Origin of the sequence: Crateriforma spongiae, from assembly GCF_012290005.1 — a bacterium.
Classification (GTDB): Bacteria; Planctomycetota; Planctomycetia; order Pirellulales; family Pirellulaceae; genus Crateriforma; species Crateriforma spongiae.
This window is the reverse complement of the sequence record NZ_JAAXMS010000006.1, coordinates 436332-453846: the sequence shown is the minus strand read 5'-3', so window position 1 is coordinate 453846 and position 17515 is coordinate 436332. Positions and strand designations below refer to the sequence as shown.

The 17515-nt window shown below is 58.4% G+C and carries 14 protein-coding genes; 5 read left to right on the top strand and 9 right to left on the bottom strand.

The features are described 5' to 3' along the window. The first annotated feature begins 36 nt into the window (after positions 1-36). Entirely contained in the window at positions 37-2181 is a 2145-nt protein-coding gene (locus HFP54_RS18190) for a hypothetical protein (RefSeq protein ID WP_168566241.1), read from the top strand. A 98-nt stretch (positions 2182-2279) separates the two neighbouring features. Here the strand turns inward: HFP54_RS18190 and HFP54_RS18185 are convergent, their stop codons facing one another. Continuing rightward, positions 2280-3497 (bottom strand): RLV_5639 family protein, encoded by a 1218-nt coding sequence (locus HFP54_RS18185; RefSeq protein WP_168566240.1) that lies wholly within the window; start codon positions 3495-3497, stop codon positions 2280-2282. Between the two features lie 396 nt (positions 3498-3893). Between HFP54_RS18185 and HFP54_RS18180 the strand changes: the two genes are divergently transcribed. Both HFP54_RS18180 and HFP54_RS18175 read left to right on the top strand, forming a co-directional pair. Continuing rightward, entirely contained in the window at positions 3894-4304 is a 411-nt protein-coding gene (locus tag HFP54_RS18180; RefSeq protein ID WP_168566239.1) for a DUF6384 family protein, read from the top strand. Positions 4305-4378: 74 nt separating this feature from the next. After that, a complete protein-coding gene (locus tag HFP54_RS18175) occupies positions 4379-5812 on the top strand; it encodes a coiled-coil domain-containing protein (protein ID WP_168566238.1) in 1434 nt (477 codons plus the stop codon). 44 nt (positions 5813-5856) lie between these two features. Here the strand turns inward: HFP54_RS18175 and rph are convergent, their stop codons facing one another. From rph to argB, 4 genes are all read right to left on the bottom strand, one after another. Further along, on the bottom strand, positions 5857-6579 hold the full coding sequence (gene rph / locus HFP54_RS18170) for a ribonuclease PH (RefSeq protein WP_168566237.1): 723 nt from the start codon (positions 6577-6579) through the stop codon (positions 5857-5859). Positions 6580-6651: 72 nt separating this feature from the next. Then, on the bottom strand, positions 6652-7596 hold the full coding sequence (gene argF, locus HFP54_RS18165; protein WP_146414476.1) for an ornithine carbamoyltransferase: 945 nt from the start codon (positions 7594-7596) through the stop codon (positions 6652-6654). Positions 7597-7638: 42 nt separating this feature from the next. Continuing rightward, positions 7639-8826: an aminotransferase class III-fold pyridoxal phosphate-dependent enzyme gene (locus HFP54_RS18160; protein WP_168566236.1), complete on the bottom strand. Its 1188-nt coding sequence runs from the start codon at positions 8824-8826 to the stop codon at positions 7639-7641. A 40-nt stretch (positions 8827-8866) separates the two neighbouring features. Further along, positions 8867-9766 carry an acetylglutamate kinase gene (gene argB, locus HFP54_RS18155; RefSeq protein WP_168566235.1) on the bottom strand — a complete coding sequence of 300 codons (900 nt, stop codon included), beginning with the start codon at positions 9764-9766 and terminating at the stop codon, positions 8867-8869. A 169-nt stretch (positions 9767-9935) separates the two neighbouring features. Here argB and proC point away from each other — a divergent pair, with 169 nt between their 5' ends. Further along, complete coding sequence (gene proC, locus HFP54_RS18150) at positions 9936-10763, top strand: pyrroline-5-carboxylate reductase (protein WP_168566234.1); 828 nt, start codon at positions 9936-9938, stop codon at positions 10761-10763. Here proC and HFP54_RS18145 read toward each other — a convergent pair. The 4 genes from HFP54_RS18145 to HFP54_RS18130 all read right to left on the bottom strand — a co-directional run bounded on the left by HFP54_RS18145 (position 10760) and on the right by HFP54_RS18130 (position 15119). Further along, positions 10760-11692 carry a hypothetical protein gene (locus HFP54_RS18145; protein WP_168566233.1) on the bottom strand — a complete coding sequence of 311 codons (933 nt, stop codon included), beginning with the start codon at positions 11690-11692 and terminating at the stop codon, positions 10760-10762. The genes proC and HFP54_RS18145 overlap by 4 nt on opposite strands. A gap of 24 nt (positions 11693-11716) precedes the next feature. Continuing rightward, positions 11717-13687: a vWA domain-containing protein gene (locus HFP54_RS18140; protein WP_168566232.1), complete on the bottom strand. Its 1971-nt coding sequence runs from the start codon at positions 13685-13687 to the stop codon at positions 11717-11719. Between the two features lie 45 nt (positions 13688-13732). Continuing rightward, on the bottom strand, positions 13733-14629 hold the full coding sequence (locus HFP54_RS18135) for a DUF58 domain-containing protein (RefSeq protein WP_235951996.1): 897 nt from the start codon (positions 14627-14629) through the stop codon (positions 13733-13735). Between the two features lie 91 nt (positions 14630-14720). Continuing rightward, positions 14721-15119, bottom strand: a complete 399-nt coding sequence (locus tag HFP54_RS18130; RefSeq protein WP_146414481.1) for a nuclear transport factor 2 family protein — start codon at positions 15117-15119, stop codon at positions 14721-14723. A 510-nt stretch (positions 15120-15629) separates the two neighbouring features. On the opposite strand from HFP54_RS18130, the gene HFP54_RS18125 reads away from it, so the two are divergent. Then, complete coding sequence (locus tag HFP54_RS18125) at positions 15630-17318, top strand: COG1361 family protein (RefSeq protein WP_235951995.1); 1689 nt, start codon at positions 15630-15632, stop codon at positions 17316-17318. Positions 17319-17515: the final 197 nt, after the last annotated feature.

The following is a 17515-nucleotide window of genomic DNA, read 5'->3' as shown; positions in this document are numbered from 1 at the left end:
GATCTTGTGAATTTCCAACCTTTTCCCCAACGCTGCATGACCTGCGACACGCAGTTTCGTGTCACCCGCCCAGACTTGGTCGGGATGATCGTTGCGTGTCCCAATTGCGGTTCGATGATGCAAATCGAATCGCCCGCCGATGCTCCGGACTCCCCCGAGTCACCCGGTCAGCCACCACTTGCCGAACAGCCCGCCATCGCGGTCGGCCGACACAGCGTCGACAGCGACGCGATCACCGAAGCCAGTTCGATCGTCACCGGCGACCGCAGCGGACCGCCACCAGTCGTCGATCCCGACGCACCCCGATTCGAAGTCGATGACTCCATCCCGACGGACGCCACGGCCGATGGCGAAGCACCAGCACCGCCTGTACCAATCGGCTGGGAAAATCCGGACACGACGCGGCGGCGACAAATGGTTTTGGTCGGCGTGCTGGCGGCGACCGGTTTGTGCATCGCGGCATTACTGTTCGTGATCTTCGTGCGGTCTTGGCAAAAAGACGAATCCGTACAAACAACGGTCCAGAATCCCACGGCACCGCAAACACCCCAGGACGACACCGCGAACGATTCGAAGGCCGGCGACGACAACCAGCCTCTGGCATCCGACGACGCCGACAACCAGGCGGATCCCAACCAAGCTGCTACCAGTCAAGATGACCCCGGACCCGCCCGGCCGGATGCACAAGCGTCGGACGGCGGTGATGCCGATCCAACCGAAGCGACCGATCAAGCACCAGAGCCCGCTGAGGATTCACCGCCGACCGACGACGACACGGGCGGTCCTTCGATGATCCCGGGCGACCTGGCCCGCGCCCCGGATACGCCTGGCTTGGGCAGCTTGATACCGAAGAACCCTCTTTCGTCTGAAGTGTCGCCCGGAGACGCCGAATCCGACGGTCCAGTCGTCGTGCCACGCGGCGATGACGCGGATTCAGAATCCTCCGGCGGCCCGGCCGACCTGACCGGGCTGGATTCCTTCAAACCGTTTTTGATGGACCTTTCGGCACCGGCCCCCGATGCGCCGCCGGCCCTGCAAACGCCCGTCGATCGCAACCAAGCGATGCTGGACCGCCCGGCGGAAGTCGACTTGGACCCGATGATGGTGGCCAACCCGCCCAGCGCGGTCGACTTAACGCGTTCGATGTCGATCGAATTCGCGCTCGCTCGGCCACCGACGTATCCCATGGCGGACTACGTCATGTTGATCAGCCAGCTGACGGGCGTCCCCATTGAAATCGACTGGGTGTCGTTTGACGTCGCCGGTATCGATGTTCGCCGCCCGATCAAAACGATCAGTCGCCCCGTCGCGGCGTCGGAACATTTCGCCTCGATCGCATCTCAAGCCGACGGAATGACTCAAGAAGACAACGCGCTGTTGCGGCTGACGGTCAGCGACGAAGCGTTCGAAGCCGCTGTCGCGCCGATCACATCAACCGACGATTTTGGTTCGGGCCAGGCATCGGCCGATGAAGTTTTGGCTGCATTCCTGGCAGACCCGAATGCGATTCCGGAGCCTGAGGCAAACGAAGGCGAACCGCCGGTTGCACCGGAGGACCGCATGGCCTGGGTGCGACGCCGCAGTAACCGACAGCTTGCGGCCTTTGCGACCGATGCGCTCCGGCGAATGCGTTCGATCGACCCCAAAGTCCCTGACGAGGTCTTCGCACGCTGGGCATCGGACCAGTCGACGGCCAACGCCGACTTTGCTTGGCGCATCCTGGACGACGGACAAACCGGCCCCCAGTCGCCGACAGCCATGCCGATCGCCCAATGGTTGGCGGGAACGGCTCGACGTAACGACGCATCCGTTCTGGTTCACTGGACCGACGCCGGCCGACGACAAATGTCGCCGCAACAATTGGTGCTGCCGCACGCGGGCGACGGATTCACCGAAATGGTCCGAACCACCTTGGGGCCGTTCAACATGCGAATCCGCGAAGTCAGTCCGTCGTACTGGTGGGTCGGCCCGGATGCACGTTACGACCGATTGCCGATCGTGATCTGGACCGCACCACTCACCGAAGCTCAACAAAGCCGACTGGTTTCACAATTGGATGCCGTCATGTCCGATTCCAATCGTGATGTCTATCGACGAATCGTTGATCCGGATAGCGAACGCATGTTGCTGATGCTGCCCCGGTTCCTGGCACGGCAATGGGGCAAGTTTGTCGCGGAATAGCTCAACGTCGATGCTGGCGTTTCCTTTGCGCTGCTTTCGCAGAACGAAAGGTGACCTTGCAAGCCGCTATAAGCGAGCTTCGATGAAGCGGATCGTGACTATTTGCCGGTTTCGCCGCGTGCGTGCTTGGCCAACGTTTCCATGTACTTCTTCTTGCCTTCTTCGACCGTTGCGCGAATGGCTCGAGTGCTTTCTTCGCTTTCCTTTCGCAATTCCGCGATCATTTCCAGCGATTCGACTTGGAAACCGCTGATCGCATCGACCAGCTTCTGGACGCTCTTCGGGTCAATCGTGCTGCCGTATCCAGCTTTCAACGCCGCACGTTCCAGTTCACGTCCGAGATCCGCGATGTCTTCCAAACCTTTGTTGACGCCTTCCTTCATCGCTTCGGTGGCCTGAGTCACCTCATGCAAGCCGTGCTGGCTGGTGTAAACCGTTCCAAGAATCGTGAAGACGTGTTCGTTGGTGGTGAAGAAAGTCACCGCACGACGATAGACACGTTCCTTGACGTCGTGCGTCTGCTTCAGTTTGGTGATCAACGTTTCGCCGACGTCGTAACCGATCTCCAGGTTCTCAGCGATGTCCTTCAGCAATTGGTACGTTTCGTCTTCGTCTTCATACTTCTGCCGCGCTTCATCGCGACGCAGTTCCAGTTGGCTCTTCTCGGCTTCTTCGGTGCCGTTGTATTCGTCCAAAGCCTTTTGGGTCGAAGCCAACGCGTTCTTGGCGTCTTCGAGCACCGGAACCTGCTTGTCCAAAATCTCGCGTGCCAACACTTCCGCTTCTTTCAAAGCAAAGCGAAAGTCGATGTAGGCATCCATGATCTGTTCTTCTTTGCCCAACGCGTCCTTCGTGTCCTTGGCGACATCCGTGTAGACCTCCGCAATCTTTTCAAAACGGTCACTGGGGGTGCCACGTCGCAGCTTCATCCACCAATTGGAAATCTTTTCAGTGCCGCTGATCTTGCCGTCATCCAATTGGCCGATCAGACGCTTGCTGTCTTCGCGAACCGAATCGAACATCTGGGTGATTTCCATGTAGCGGTTGCCGACCTCGATCGACTCCACATTCTCGCGGACCATCGCGTTGAAACTGCCCATGTGCTTGATCACATCGGCGATCGCCAAGACCTTGGCTTCATCCAAATGCCGCACACTTTCCAACAGGCTGATCAATTCCTGGGGTGCCGATGCACGGTCTTCACCGCCGAATTTCTTGAGCGTGTCCAAAGCACGATCCAAATACTCGCGCATTGAACGCGTTTCATCGACGCCGGACGTTTGGTTGGCCGGTGCGGAAGCTTGGGCTTGTGACATGACTGTATTTTCCGTGCTAACTGCAAAGTGAAGAAGGAAGATGCGAAAGTTGCGTCCGCGTGAATAGTATCCGTGATCCGATCGAATCCGTCCCGCCAGGATGGCTTCAAGTTAGCGCTTCGGGGCGACAGAAGCAAGAAGCGGACGCGGCGGGACGATGGCGGCGAAAGCTAGGCAGCCCAACGCCGTTTTCGTAACATTCGGGCATGCGACACCCGGTCTTGGGGATCCGATTCGAATCACCGGCGGTCCGGTGTCGCGGGCACGACGGCCAAGAGGTCCAAGTCCCCGTACTTGCGATTGATCGCCGACGGGGGCGTCGGAGTTTTCCCCAGCCCACCACCATCGCTGTCTTGCCGATCGCTTCATCGCCGTTTGTAGGGATTGTGAACCAATATGTCAGACGTCCGACCTGCCCAGGCACAACAAAGGGCACCATCGGGGCGCGAATCCCAGGCCCATCCGGCGGAAAATTTGACGCTGGAAGAAACCTTGCGGGTCATGGACGTCGCCCGGGAACTGCGTGACCGCCGGCAAACCGCCGAGGAAATGTTTCGCCGCGATGAGGTCCGTCAAAAGCTACGCGAAAAACTGATGAAAACCGCGCGGCTTTCGGGCGACAATTTGACCGAAGCGGAATTGGATACCGCAATCCAGCAATACATGGATCGGCTGCACACCTATCAAGATCCCGCGCCAGGGATGAACAGTTTCTTGGCCCACCTCTGGGTCCGCCGACACCAAGTCGCCTGGACTTTGGCCACGATCGCCGCCGCGGCTGGCGGCCTGTGGTACTGGTTCGGTTGACCGACCGATCCCAGTCCACTGGCCACGCCGCCACCTTTTCTGCATCCGCCAAAGCCTTCATTGATTCACCCGCCATGCCTTTGACCGGCCCCCAAGTCCACCAACAACTGCTGACCGCTCAGGCCGGACAACAAAATCGGCTGCAGCAAGCTCGGCAACAAATCCAAAACGCGGACCAACGACGCGAACAACTGGAACAGCAACGCGACCATACGATGGTCGAACTGGCGGAGTACTTTCTGCCGGAACTGACCCCAGACGCGGTACGCACGACCTGGCAGGAAATTCGCCCGACGATCAACGAGATCCTGCACCGTAAGGAACAGGCGGTCGATGATCTGCGACAACAACTGGACCAGATCGCATTGCAGCATGGGCACGCCGAACAAACGCTGACCGAATGGAATGCCCAACATGACTTGATCGAAGAAGAAATCGAATCACTGGCCACCACCATCGAATCGCGTTTGGCGGCCGACCCAAAGTTTGCACAGCTGTCCGAACAGGCCGCTCGTGCCGAAGCCGCTTTGGAACGAGCCGAAGACAACCTGAACGAGGCCGATCAAGACGCCGCCCGCAAGCTGCCCGCTTACGATGAAAGCGATCTTTTCACTTACCTGAAGGATCGCGACTTCGGCACCGGAAAATACAAACCACGCGGCATGACGCGTCGCATCGATCGTTGGTTGGCCAAGCTGATCGGATACCAACAGGCGAAACGGAACTATGACTTTCTAAAGTCGACGCCTGAATCAATGCGGCAAATCATTGCCGAGGATCGCGCGGCACTGGACACCGTGATGGCGGAACTGGAACGCATGCGCGACGACGTGGCCCGCGAACTGGGCGCCGATGCACTGAAGGTCCGACGTCAACAAATCACGGCCGATCGCAATCAAGCGACCGATGAACTAAACAAGCTGGATCAACAGAGTGAACAAATCCATCGTGAATTGAACGCTCTGGCGGATCGACACTGTGACTATTACCAAAAAGCGATCGCCGCCTTTCGCGGAATGATCGAACGCAGCGACACCCGGGCATTGCAAGAACGCGCCCGCCAAACGGTTTCGCTGACCGACGACCAAATCATCGCACGAATGAACGGCTTGGAATCGGAGATCGGCCAACTGGACGCGACGGTCGCCGGTTGGCGAAACCAGATTGCGAATCACCAACAGATCTTCGAAGCAATCGGACGACTGATTCAGCGTTTTCGCAGTGCAGGTTTTGCCAGTGGGCGATGCCTGTTTGCCGATTCGCTGGACGTCTTGGGATCATTGGCACGCGCCGACGACACTTACGACGTCGAAGCGGTGTGGGACCAAATTCGGCGAACGCAAAGCTGGGGCCCGTCGACGATGGATCGCATCACCGAAGTCGCCACGCACCCGATGACCCAAGTCTTGCTGAACGCGATGGCATCTGCGGCCGGTGCTGCCCTTCAAGAACACGCACGTCGCGCCGGGCATCGTCGGAACCGACACTACCCGCGACGCCCCTGGTGATTTCGGATCGGCGTGCGATCCAACTCGGCCCGCGACTCAGCCGCCTACTGTTCCAACACCGTCCGTTGCATCGTCGTCAATTCGCCGATGCCTTTTTTGGCCAGCCGAATCAGCCCCGCCAGTTGTTCGTCATCAAACGTGGCTTCTTCACCAGTCCCTTGGATTTCCACGAACCGACCGCTGCCGGTCATGATGACGTTCATGTCGACATCGGCGGCGCTGTCCAGTTCGTAATCCAAGTCCAGTTTCAGTTCATCGCCGATCACCCCCACACTGATCGCGGCGACGCTGTCCAACAGCGGGCCGTTCCCAATCGTTGAACCGGGGATGATGGATGCCACCGCATCAGCCAACGCGATGAAGCCGCCGGTGATCGAAGCGGTTCGTGTGCCGCCGTCGGCCTGCAGCACGTCACAATCGACCGTGATCATCTGCTCGCCCAACGCATTCAAATCGATGATGGAACGCAAACTGCGGCCGATCAACCGCTGAATCTCGGTGGTCCGGCCATCCACCTTGCTACGGTCGCGACGTTTTCGCGGACTGGTGCTGCCCGGCAGCATGTTGTATTCCGCCGTCACCCATCCCTTGCCTTTGCCCTCCAACCAAGGCGGCACGGATGGTTCGACCGACGCGGCACACAACACGACCGTATCACCGCTGCTGTACAGCACGCTGGCCGGACAGGACTTCAAGTAGCCGCGTTCGATTTTGACTTCGCGGATCTGATCGGATGGACGGGTGACAGAATCGGTCGACATGGACAACTCAGGTGCAAAAATTCGTATCAAAGAAGAATGCACGTTTCGGCAAAGCGTGCGAACCACACGTCTGGGAAACTATTCGGGAACGTTCTCGCCGACCCAATGCGGGTTCAACAGCCAAGCCAGCAAACCCTTTTGCGCATGCATCCGATTGCCCGCTTGTTCGATCACGCGGCTTTGCGGGCCATCGATCACATCATCGGTGATCTCTTCGCCTCGCACGGCGGGCAGGCAGTGCAGCACGATTGCCGTTTCTGGCGCGTGCTTCATCAAGCCGGCGTTGACCTGATAGTCCGCAAAATCCTTGCGGCGTTGGGCCGATTCGGCCTCCTGGCCCATGCTGGTCCAAACGTCGGTGTAAATCGCGTCGGCGGTGGAAACCGCGGCAATCGGATCGGTGGTCTGGTGAAGCTTCGCGTCGGGATAGCGTTCGCTGATCTTTGACATCCACGGCTGATCAAGCTCGTATCCCTTGGGACAAGCCAGCGTGAATTTCATGCCCAACATGGCACAAATCAGTGCCAGCGACCGGCTGACGTTGTTCCCATCACCGACAAACACCAAATGGTTGTCGGTCAGGGGGCGATCGGGAAATTCGCCTTCGATCGTCAAAACATCGGCCATCGCTTGGCACGGGTGAGCCAAATCGGTCAAGCCGTTGATCACCGGCACGCTGTCGTATTTCGCAAGCGTGGCGACGGTGTCATGCGAAAACGAACGGCACACAACGCCGTCGACGAACTGGCCGAGCACGCGGGTGAAGTCCGATGGGGCTTCGCGTTTGCCAAATCCGACATCGTCACCCAAAAACAAACTGCTGCCGCCAAGCTGCGCCATCCCGGATTCAAAACTGACGCGCGTCCGCAAGCTGGGCTTTTCAAAAATCAACGCCAAGACGCGATGCTGAAGTACCGCAGGTCGTTGACCTCGTGAGTGCATTTTTTTTAGCACACGCGCCGCACTCAAAATGCGATTCAGTTCGTGCGAGTTCAGATCAAACAGGGTCAGCAGGTGTCGCATGATTCGCTTTCACATCATTGACGATTCAATCGATTGTCCGTCTTAACCAAGATCGACGGTTTCACTTTCCAACGCTTCCATTGCCGCAGCCATCCGTGACAACAATTCATCCCAATCACTTTCCGACGCGGTCGGTGGCAATTGCAGCCGCACCCAACCACCGCCGGTCGATTCCAAAATCAACCCGCGTTGCAACGCGGCAGTGACCACTTCGTCGCCGGGGATATCCGACTGGATGGCCAAATTCGTTCCCAGATACTGAATATCGCGTACAAATTCGAAGCCGCCCACTTTTTCGGCCAATGCGGTGGCCATCGTGCGTCCCGGCGGATCGGCATCTTCGTCGCGCCGCCCGTCCCAAGCCGCAATCGTGGCCGACGCCACCTTGGCCGCAAGAATCGTTCCCGGCTTCAACGTGACTTTGGAGTGTGACGGATCTGCCGGCTGGTCGCCCAACCGCAGCCAAAGCCCGCCGGGTAAACCGCCGAACAATCCCGCCGACCACAAAAAATCCGTTGCCGGTGTGACTTGAATCGCGTCCAAGCTAAACGGGCCACCGGTTCCGCCGAAGACCAAACGGCTTTCGTCCACCACAAAACGGACATCCTGGCGGGCACAAAGTTCGCTGACCGTTTCCAACCAAGATTCCGAAAGCGATGCCATGCCGGCATCCACATCGGCCGGCTGGACGACCACACAGGCCACCGTTTCGTCCAACCGTTGGGCCAACGCATCCACGTCATCGGCCGGCACATACATCACGCCGGGCACCAATGGTCCAAAACCTTCGTGCAATTCCGGTCGCCCACTGATGGTTCGTGCCAACGTGGTCACGCCGTGTTCACTGCCGACAAGACTGAGGATTTGAAATCGAGCATCCGAATGGGTCCGGGCGTCCCAGACCGCAGCCTCCAAGGCCAAGTCACGACACGGGCACAAAGTCGCCGACTGTAAAAATTGTTCCGTTCCCTCGCGGCTGCCAGTGAATTGTCGCGATCGCACCAACCGATCCAATCGATCAAACAGTTCTTCCGCCAATTCCGGTTGCCCGGCTTCGTCGTTCAAAGAACAGGCATCGCCCAAATACTGTTGATGCGCACCACTAATTGCATCGGAGACGACGGGATCGCCCAAGCCCAGCGTACTGACACGACCGCACACCGCGTCGATGACCGCGGACTGATCGTCACGCAATCGCCACAACCCGCCATATTGTTGGCCATCGGACATCGCCGGACTTCCTTCCATCGTGATACGCCGCAAGAAAAAGCTATGCCGAACCGGTGGGCTGGCCCGCCGAGTTTGGGTCTTTCACGATCTGTGTCCCCACACCGTCGGTCGTGTAAATTTCCAGCAACAAGCTGTGGCGAAGTTTGCCGTCGATGATGTGGATCTTTCCGACGCCACGGCCCAGCGTATCCAAGCACGCTTCGACTTTGGGAATCATGCCGCTGGCAATCACGCCTTCGCTGATCAGCCGATTGGCTTCGGAAACATTCAACGAATGGATCACGGTTTCCGGATCGTCTTTGTCCCGTCGGACACCGTTGACGTCAGACAGGAACACCAGCTTTTCCGCACCCAACGCCTGGGCGACGGCCATCGCCGCGGTGTCCGCGTTGACGTTGTACTGGGCACCATCGTCGCCCTGGCACATCGACGGGATGATCGGCACCTGATCGGTGTACGACAGCCCTTCGATGACTTGGCGGTCGACCCGAGTGACATGGCCGACAAAACCAAGATCCTCACCGTCCTCGGGGACCAGTTTTTCGCCGAATAGAACGTTCGTCGTCTCAAAAGACAGGTTCATCGCGCGACCACCCAGCCGTTCGATTTCGTCGGTCAACAAACGGTTGACGTCACCGGCCAGCACGCGTTTGACGATTTCCAAAGTCGGGGCATCGGTGATCCGCCGGCCTCGGCTGAACTTGGCTTCGATTCCCGCATCGGCCAACGCTTGGTTGATCGCTTTGCCGCCGCCATGAACCACCACCGGACGCATGCCGACGGTTTCCATAAAGATCACGTCCAGCAAGATGTGATGCAGCGCCGTACGATCTTCCAACAGGCTGCCGCCCAGCTTGATGACCGTCGTTTTCCCGCGGAACTGACGGATCCATCCCATCGCTTCCAAAAGGGTGTCCGCTTTTGCGATCGCTTGGTCCAACCGGCTATCTCCACAGGCTCGGTCCTGGCAAACTGGTCGCACGGCGGTCCGCCGATCCAACGTCCAGCCGCCACAGGGTGGCCGAAAGGAAAAACCGAGTAGTGTAGGTGCCCCGCCGGACGTCGGCCACCCGGCTTTGCCACCACCCCCGCAAGGACCATCGATTGCCATGACCGAAAATTCCAATGCCAGCCAACCGCTTCCATCGCTGTGCCTGATCGGTGGCGGCCAAATGGGTCGCGCCATCGTCGGCGGACTGATCCAAGCGGGAACCATCCGCCCAGACGACTTGGTCGTCGTGGATCCCAGTGCCCAGTGTCGACAGTGGTGGATCGACCAGCATCCGACGGCCAAGTGTCACGCGTCGGCCGAGGCGGTGGAAACCATGCCGTCTATCGTTCTGCTGGCCGTTAAGCCGCCGGTCATGCAACGGGTCGCCCAATCCGCCCCCAAGCAGTGGGCCGGCCGATTGCTGGTCAGCGTGGCGGCGGGGATCACCCTGGATTCCATGCAAACCTGGTTCGGTCACGATCGTGTGATCCGCGTGATGCCCAACACCCCCTGCCTGGTCGGCCAAGGCGCCAGCGCATTCTGCGCCGCGGCCGGGGCAACCGACGAAGACCAAGGACACGTCAAAACGATGCTGGAAGCGGTCGGCATCGCGATCGCCGTTGATGAAAAACAGATGAATGCCGTCACCGGTCTTAGCGGATCCGGCCCCGCGTACGTCTTCACCATCGTCGAAGGCTTGGCCGATGGTGGCGTGCTGGCGGGTCTGCCGCGTGATCTGGCGATGCAATTGGCCGTGCAAACGGTCCTGGGTGCGGCGACGATGTTGAAAGAAACCGGCCAGCACCCGGGACAACTAAAAGACGCCGTGGCCAGCCCGGCGGGAACGACGATCACGGGACTAAATACGCTGGAACGCCGCGCCGTTCGGGCCGCAATGGCCGACGCCGTTGCCGCCGCCAAACAACGCGGCGATGAATTGGGCTAAGACGATCGAAATCGGTCGATCCGATCCGCAATCGGCGAACCGCCACCGAAGGATTCGACCAGCGCGAATCCCGAATCGGTTTTGCGGTACACACCGCCGTCGACGGGGGTGCCCGCGTCACCATTGGAACCGGTGATCAAGAATCCCTCGGCCGACAATCCGTCATAGAAATTCGCCAAGATCACGTTGAATTGGTCGTCGCTGAAATAAGACGGATTCAGCACGTTCATCGCGCGAACACAGTCGACGTTCTGCGGCATCGGTCCGGTCATGTCGTGTTGTGACAACTGGAATCGCGCGTCGCTATGATCCAAACGCACCGCCTCCGGTGCAAACAATTGGATAGCACGACCGGCGATCTGATGCCGTCGATACTTTTCGGCCAGCGGTTCGGCCACATAACGCTGGACCCACGATCGCACCAAATGATTGATGGGATAATGCCGGTAACTGTCACGCTTGATGCAATTGAACACAAACGGGGGAAAAACGATCTCCAGCAAATCGCCGGCTTCGGTTACGGTCACGGTGCAACGACTTTCCGCCAGCACCCAAACGGTGGGCTGAAAATCACTGGCCATGTATTGGACATTGGGAAATGACTTGGACAACGTCTGAAACCAATCGACCGACGTCCGGGCATCGCTGACGCCGACATCGTGCACCCGCAATGGACGCCCATCCCACGATTGCTTCAGCCGTGAGGTCACACGCCGGTCAAATTCATCGAACCGGCCGGCATACGTTCGCTTGAAAGCCCCGCACTGATCAGAAAAGCGATCCAGAATCCGCTCGGCCCAGGGTTCCAACCCCGGAGATTCGCAGACCGCCGGATACAGCGTCACCGAGATGTTCTTTGGCTCGCCACGAAGTCGCGTTTTCGCGTCACCACGAAGGTCATCGATTCGATAAATACCGGTCTTCCACATGTCGGATCCGCAAACCGTATTCGTTCAAGCGATCCGCTTGCCAAAGTACCACCATTCGACCGCTAACAAGCCCAGCATGACCAACAACGCGATCCGCCAATACTCCTGACGCTGCTGGACCGTGTTGTCCGCCGCTTCGACCGAACGGTACCCCAATTCGATTTCGGGCTTGGCGGCAATCCTGCTTTCGGTGCGATCGAACAAGTTGATCGAAAACAAAGACAACACGCGATCGTCGTCACGGACCAGATAGTTGCCGGGTTGGTCCGTATCGACGACTTCCAAGAAACCAGTCTCCGACGGCTGAATCGTTCTTGCCGCTTCCGCTTCGCGTCCGACAGTGACTTCATCGACCGCGCTTTCCAGACGCAATCGCACCGTTTGACCGGTCGGATGCGACGGTGCGCCCCCCGCTTCGGCCGCCCCGGCCAGATAACGCAGCACGTTCAAGATAAACACCGGCCACGATCGTTCGGCATACCAATTCGTGTTGGCCACCGTCGCGCCGTCATCGTCTTGCGACACCACCTCGAATCCCAACACCAGATCCTGGTAGCCATCACGCGGTGCGATCGTCAGCACGGGTCCCGCATCCCCTTCGACCAATACCGCTGAACCATCCGGGCCGTCCAAGGAACGCCCCTGAAAGATCAGCAGCGAAAACAAATCCACAAACCGCAACAGCGGATGCGATCGGTCGACATCGACCAAGACCACGGGTTGCGGATCACCACGCCAGGACCATTCGCCCGGCGGCAACGCGCCGATAAAAAACGTGTTGGTCGCCGGCAACGCATCGGGACGACAGCGGTCAAAGATCACCAAGTCGTCCACGCCCGACAACATGCGTTTTTCAAAAGATTCGGATTCCAAGAAATCCGGACTGACGACATCCGCCGTACAAATCTTGGCAGCCTTTTCGGTCGCCAATGCCAATTCCAACGGCTCATTGCCAGGCGTGACCACCAACACCCGGACCGAACGGATCGGCGACAGCCCCGCATAAGCGACATTGTCCAAGTCCAACTGGTCCTTGCGGTCGATCCGCAACCGCATCGTCGTCGCTTCATCGGCGGCAAATGCGAACGAAATTCCCGTTTGTTCCGACGCACCAACGTCCACCGCCTGCGCGTCGACCAAGTCGTCCCCGATCATCAGCGAGACCGTGGTCGACACATCCACGGTTCCGGCATTTGCAATTGTCGCAAACGCTTGCACCTGAGTCGGATCTTCGACGTTGCGCTGGGCACTGAACGCGATGATCGCCAGGTTGTCGACTTCGCCGGTCCCGACCGCATGGTATTCCGGCGTCAGATTCCCCAGATCGAATTCCGTCACCGGACTGAATCCGCCGTCACTGTACAACTTCAAGGTTGCCGGCATCGCGTCGGCGACCTGGACATCGTTGACGTCCCCCATTTCGCTGCTGCGTCGCGGATTGGCCAAGCCATCAGCCGCACGCAGCGCGGACAACACATCGGTCGAACGGTTGCTGACTTCCGATCGCTGCAACGCGTCACGCAACCGCCGCCGGTCGGACGTGAAGGACTGCATGACTTTCGCACGATCGTCGAAGGTGATCAACATTGCCGAATCCTGGTCGGTCATTGCGTCGATCTGCCCGCCGATCATTTCCTTGGCCGCTTCGAATCGTGTGTTGCCCTCCAAATCGGTCGCCTGCATGCTGGCCGAACTGTCCAACAGAAACACCATCCGATCCAACGATTCGGATTGCCCACGCAGCCCAGGACGAAACAGGGCGATCGCGGCTAAAGCGACGACCAGCAATTGAGCCAACAACAACAAACTGCGACGCAGCCGCTGCAACAGACTGTTGACGTGCAAGTCTTCGATCGTCCGCATCCACAAATAAGTGCTGGGGACTTCCACCGGTTCACGACGCAGCTTCAGAAAATACAGCAGCACGATGCCGATCGGCACGGCGGCCAACAGGCCCCAAAGCCAAGGCGACTGCAGCGCGGGGATCCAAGTCATTTGTTCGCCCTTTTACCTTCCGTACGCGTCACCGCACCACGCCACTTACCGCACCACGCCACGCTTGCGAAGATAATTCGTCACCACGACATCGACCGGTGTCTCGGTCGCGACGGGAATGTAGGCGATCGATCGGCGACTGCAGAACGATTTCACACCGTCGATGAAGGAGCGAACCGTTTCCCGGTACCTTTCCAAGACGAATGAATTGATGGTGATCTCGGTTTGATCACCGTCTTCGATATCGATCAGCCGGCGGTCACCACGCAGCGGTGGGTCCAGTTCCTCCGGCGACAAAACGTGCATCACAAAGACGTCCATCCGGCGTCCGACCAGCATCCGCAGGGCCGATTCGTAACCGGTCTTGTCCATCATGTCCGTGATCAAGACGCAAATGCCCGAACCGGAATGCCGAATCGAAAAGTCCTTGACGCCGTCATGCAACGTGACGTTGTGACCGCCGTCGACCGATTCCAGATACTGCAACATTCGCCACAAATTGGATCGGCCGCGTAACACCGGTGCCGATCGCCCCGGCGGGCCCAATGCGGACACACACACGCGGTCGGCACGACACAGTCCGATGTAGCCCAGTGCCGCGGCCAACTGTTTGGCGACACGCAATTTGGACGGCTTGCCGAATTCCATCGACCCGCTGCAATCGACCAAAGCGTAAAAGTGCAGGTCTTCCTCTTCTTGGAACAGCTTCAAGAACAGCTGGTCCAGCCGCGCGTACAAGTTCCAATCGATCAAACGCAAATCGTCGCCGGGGACGTAATTGCGAAAGTCGGCGAATTCGACACTCTGGCCTTTCCGCCGACTGCGTCGCTCGCCTTTGATGCTGCCCCGAAAGACTCGCCGCGACACCAACTCCAAACGCTCCAACCGGCCCAACAAGTCGGGCGTCAGCAAAGGCTCGGTCGCGGCCACCGCACTACTCAATCGTCATGCTCCCAGATCGTCGTGCATTCATGTGGCGAGGTTGCCGAACCCATCGCATGCCGCGACAGGCGGCGGGCAAGCGATGGCGTTGTCAATCGAACAATTCCATCGCCGCGTGCATCGGAAACGTGTCGGCGTATTGGCGGAATCGTGCCACTTTGCCGTCTTCGATGTCGAACACGTGAGCAAACACGGCTTCCATCGGCTTTCCCGTCAAGCTGTGCACGCCACGGTACGTGCCTAACACGATCACATGATGGTCGGCGTCGATGACTTCGTCCATCGTGGCCGAAAACGAATTCCATTCCCCGTGCAACGCGTGCATGACCTTTTCGATCACTTCGTCCCGCCCGCGATGATGCCCACCACCGGGGAACCCCTTGCACTGAATCCACTGGACGTCGTCGGCCAGCAACTCACGTGCGGCATCATCGTTTTGTGCCGAGAAGCTGGCGTACACCTTTTCGACGACTTTTAATCCTGTGCTCATGTTACCACCTGCGAATAATTCGCATCACGCAAACGGGACATCCTTGATGACAATCACGGCCGCGGGTCGCCCACCCACGGCGAAAGTTCAATATACGCGATCGACTGTTGACAATGGTGCGCCCCGGCGGCGTCCGCGACAAATTGATGGATGCGTCGGTGTGGCTTGAATCATCGGATTCGATTCACCGCATCGTCCGTCGACTCAGCTTCACAAGGATCTCAGCTTCACGACCGCCGCAGATTCCCGAGGTCGCAACTTCTCACGGCCACATCGTCCCACGCCCGCGGCGACCTCCAGCGGAAATGCAAACATTGCTTCGTTCATCTTCGCTGCGTTCATCTCCGCTGCGAACGCGCCAGCGGATTTGATGAAAAGTTGATTTGTGATGGCCACGACCGCCATCGCCGGAACACCACTTGCTCGACCTCGCCGGCATCGTCGGACGGCGCCCATGGATGTCGTTCGGTTCCCTTTTTCCTTAGCTTCCATTTACTGACGAGGTGACTCATGACTTCGATGGGACGAAGTCTGGCCATGTTCGCAACCGTCGTGGCAACGGCGACCGCTATCCAGGCCCAAAACAACGAATCCTCCATGCGTACCGGCGACGGATTGATCGCCGTGCACACATCGTGGCCCGAAGAAGTCCGCGTGGGTGATTCTTTTTCATACACCGTGGACGTTGAAAACGTTTCCGACAATGTGACCTTGCATGCCATCAAGTTGGCGCAAAAAAACATGCAAGGCGTCAGCATTGATTCGGTTGCCATGCAAGGCGACAAAAACGATCAACCAACTGGTGACCAAGCGTCCGGCAACCAGTCTTCGCAAGACAAGTCGAAGAAACAGAAGAACCAACGATCGAATCAGAACAACACACTGTCGATCGCGACGCTGAAGCCCGGCGAAACCAAGACCTTCGACATCCAGGCGACCGCGGACAAACAGGGCGAATTACGCAGCTGTTTGGAAATTGTCGACTACAAACCGGCGATGTGTGTGACCGCCCGTGCCGTCAAACCGCAACTGGAGTTGACCAAAGTCGCCCCCAAGACCGCCAATCGATGCAACATGATCGAACTGGAATACGCCTTGAAAAACGGCGGAACCGGCGACGTCGGCCCGATCACCATCACCGATTCGCTAGGCAAAGGCTTGGCAACGATTGATGGCGAAAACCAGCTAAAGTTTGACGTCGATGGCCTGAAAGCCGGCGACACACGCCGCTTTGTCGCTCGTGTTTATGCGTCGAAAACGGGCGAATTCAGCAGCCGTGCGACCGCCAAAGCCGACGACAGCGATTTGAAGTCGCGCAGTCAAAAGACGACGACCAAAGTTGTCGCCGCCGAATTGGCCGCCAATGTCGATGGCCCCAATCGTTTGTATGGCGACGAACTGGCTCAATTCACCGCGACGATCACCAACCGTGGTGATGCGACGGCCGAAGACGTCCGTGTGAAAGTGATGTGGCCGCAAGACGCCAATCTGGTTGATCTGAGCGATCCGCAAATGAGTCGTGCCGAGAAGAAGAACGCCAACGGCAACCAATCGAAGTCCAACCAAAACGGATCATCCGACAACGATTCGAACAACAACGAATCGTCGAACAACAGCGATCAAAACGCCCAGATGGCCGATCGCACGCTGACGATTGACCGATTGGAACCCGGCCAATCCGCCACGTTCGACTATGCCATTCGTCCCGGCGAACTGGACAACGTGATGACCAAAGTCGTCGCCACAAATGTTTGTACCGTTGACGCGGCCGAAGACCAGAACAACGCCACCTCGCGTGCCTCGTCGACTTCCACCGCGCAAACCAAGATCGTGCGTCTGGCAGCACTGCAATTGACCGTTGTGGACGACGAAGATCCGGTCAAAAAGGGCGATGAAGTGGTTTACACGATTCGCGTTTGGAACGAGGGCGATGCGGCGGACCAAAACGTGAAGCTGTCGGCCCGATTGCCTGAGCAACTCTCCTTCGTCCAAGCCGATGGGCCGACGGAAGTGAAGTCCGAAGGCAATCACGTCGTCTTTCAACCGATCGAAACGCTGAAGCCCGGCGATGAAGTCACCTACACCGTGACCGCCAAGGGCGACGGCAACGGCCCGATTCAAATGCAAGCCGAATTGGTCAGCAATGAATTGGACAGTCGGATCCGCGCCGAAGAACCGACGCGCATCTTTCAACGCTAATCCAGGCGAACGAACTTGATCGAACCGTTTGTTTGATCGATCCGACAACGGGCCCACCGGCAACCTGACCGGCGGGCCCGTTTTTTTTTGGTATCACATGTGCACCATCCGCAGTCGAATGGTTTAGCGCTAAAACATTCAGGCCATGACGAAATCGAAGACCGGTTACGAAATCAAATCGTGTTGACCGCCCCAAA

Bases quoted from the DNA above. Each gene is read 5' to 3' on its own strand.
- HFP54_RS18190 (WP_168566241.1), top strand. From the start codon at position 37: ATGACCTGCGACACGCAGTTTCGTGTCACCCGCCCAGACTTGGTCGGG.
- HFP54_RS18185 (WP_168566240.1), bottom strand. From the start codon at position 3,497: ATGTCACAAGCCCAAGCTTCCGCACCGGCCAACCAAACGTCCGGCGTC.
- HFP54_RS18180 (WP_168566239.1), top strand. From the start codon at position 3,894: ATGTCAGACGTCCGACCTGCCCAGGCACAACAAAGGGCACCATCGGGG.
- HFP54_RS18175 (WP_168566238.1), top strand. From the start codon at position 4,379: ATGCCTTTGACCGGCCCCCAAGTCCACCAACAACTGCTGACCGCTCAG.
- argF (WP_146414476.1), bottom strand. From the start codon at position 7,596: ATGCGACACCTGCTGACCCTGTTTGATCTGAACTCGCACGAACTGAAT.
- HFP54_RS18160 (WP_168566236.1), bottom strand. From the start codon at position 8,826: ATGTCCGATGGCCAACAATATGGCGGGTTGTGGCGATTGCGTGACGAT.
- proC (WP_168566234.1), top strand. From the start codon at position 9,936: ATGACCGAAAATTCCAATGCCAGCCAACCGCTTCCATCGCTGTGCCTG.
- HFP54_RS18145 (WP_168566233.1), bottom strand. From the start codon at position 11,692: ATGTGGAAGACCGGTATTTATCGAATCGATGACCTTCGTGGTGACGCG.
- HFP54_RS18140 (WP_168566232.1), bottom strand. From the start codon at position 13,687: ATGACTTGGATCCCCGCGCTGCAGTCGCCTTGGCTTTGGGGCCTGTTG.
- HFP54_RS18130 (WP_146414481.1), bottom strand. From the start codon at position 15,119: ATGAGCACAGGATTAAAAGTCGTCGAAAAGGTGTACGCCAGCTTCTCG.
- HFP54_RS18125 (WP_235951995.1), top strand. From the start codon at position 15,630: ATGACTTCGATGGGACGAAGTCTGGCCATGTTCGCAACCGTCGTGGCA.